The organism is Actinomadura sp. NPDC049753 (genome assembly GCF_040674655.1).
Classification (GTDB): Bacteria; Actinomycetota; Actinomycetes; order Streptosporangiales; family Streptosporangiaceae; genus Spirillospora; species Spirillospora verrucosospora.
The window spans coordinates 1-1481 of record NZ_JBFARL010000454.1; the positions used below are offsets into that span (position 1 = coordinate 1).

Annotated in this window: 1 protein-coding gene; it reads left to right on the forward strand. The window is 76.8% G+C overall.

The window, feature by feature from the left end; genetic code table 11:
* Nucleotides 1–365 precede the first annotated feature (365 nt).
* Entirely contained in the window at nucleotides 366–1421 is a 1056-nt protein-coding gene (locus tag AB0K37_RS42160) for an ABC transporter permease (protein WP_363991856.1), read from the forward strand.
* The last annotated feature ends 60 nt before the right edge of the window (nucleotides 1422–1481 follow it).

Genomic DNA, 1481 nt, shown 5'->3' on the forward strand with positions numbered 1-1481 from the left:
CTCGCGCCTGGCCGACGTCATGGTCACGGCGCTGCGGGACGTCCAGGGCGTCCGGCGCCCGTCCGACCTCGTGTACGAGTCGTTCCACCGGCAGCACGGCCACCGCGTCCGCGAGGCGGTCGCGGCGCCGGCCGGGCGGCAGGAGCCGCGCTAAGACCGGGCGCGGCGAGGGCACGCGCCCCCGCGCCCGGCGCGGCCGGCCGCCCTCACCCGCCCCCCGGTTCGCTGCGCTCATGCCCCTACCGTACGCACCCCCGCCCGGCCCGCCACCCCTACGAAAGTCGCGTCCCGCAGGCCTTTCGCACCGCCCGGACCCGACGATCCGCCCTCCCGCCGGGGCCGTCCGCGCGGCTGGAATCGGCCGCATGACGCTGAAGCGCCCTCTCCCCAGATGGATCGTCCCCCGCCGCCCCCGGCTCGCCAGGCTCGTGGTGAGGGGCCTCGTCGCGCACCGCGCCCGCCTGGCGCTCTCGGCCGCCGCGGTGGTCGCCGGCGTCGCGTTCGTCGCGGGCACCCTGATCTTCTCCGCGACGCTGGACCGCTCGTTCGACCGCGCCTTCGACGACCTCGGCCGCGGCACGGACGTGATCGTCCGGTCGCAGCGGGCGTTCCGGCCGGGTCCGGGCGAGCAGGCGCCGGAGCGGCCGGTTCCCGCCTCGCTGCTGGCACCCGTGCGGGGCGTGGACGGTGTCGCCAAGGCGCGGGGGGTCGTGACCGGCTTCGCCGCCGTCGTCGACCGGCGGGGCAGGATCGCGGGCGCCGAGCCGCAGACCGGGACGGCGTGGGACGGCGACCGGGACCTGTCCCTGCCCCGCCTCGTCTCCGGGACGCCGCCCACGGCGCCGGACGAGGTCGCGGTCGACGTCGCCACCGCCCGCGAGGCGCGCTACGGGATCGGCGACCGCGTCACGGTGGCGACGCTCTCCGGCACCCGGACGTTCCGGCTCACGGGCCTGTTCGAGGTGGGCGACTCGGCGCTCGGCGACTCGATCTCGATGACGGCGTTCGCGCCGCGGACGGCGGACCGGCTCCTGTCCGAGCGTCCCGGAACGTACTCGCGGATCGTGGTGCACGCCGAGGACGGGGTCTCGCAAGAACGCCTCCGCGCCGCGGTGGCGTCCGTCCTCCCGCCCGGCACGGAGGCGGTCACGGGCCGGCGGGCCGTCGACGAGCAGGCCGCGGCGGTCAAGCCGATCCTCACGGCGATGCGGACGTTCCTGCTGCTCTTCGCCGTGATCGCGGTGTTCGTCGGCTCTTTCGTGATCTTCAATGCCTTCGCGATGCTGGTGCGCGGGCGGGTGCGGGAGCTGGCGCTGCTGCGCGCGGTCGGCGCCTCGCGCGGCCAGGTCACCGCGTCGGTGCTCGGCGAGGCGGCCGGGGTCGGGCTCGCGGGCTCCACGCTCGGCCTCGCCGCGGTCTGAGATGCGGCCCTCGCGCTCGCGTACCCACTTGCCGGGTTTGTGGGTGGCGAGGTGGAGGAG

Coding starts and splice junctions, on each gene's coding strand:
- AB0K37_RS42160 (WP_363991856.1), top strand. CDS start 366: ATGACGCTGAAGCGCCCTCTCCCCAGATGGATCGTCCCCCGCCGCCCC.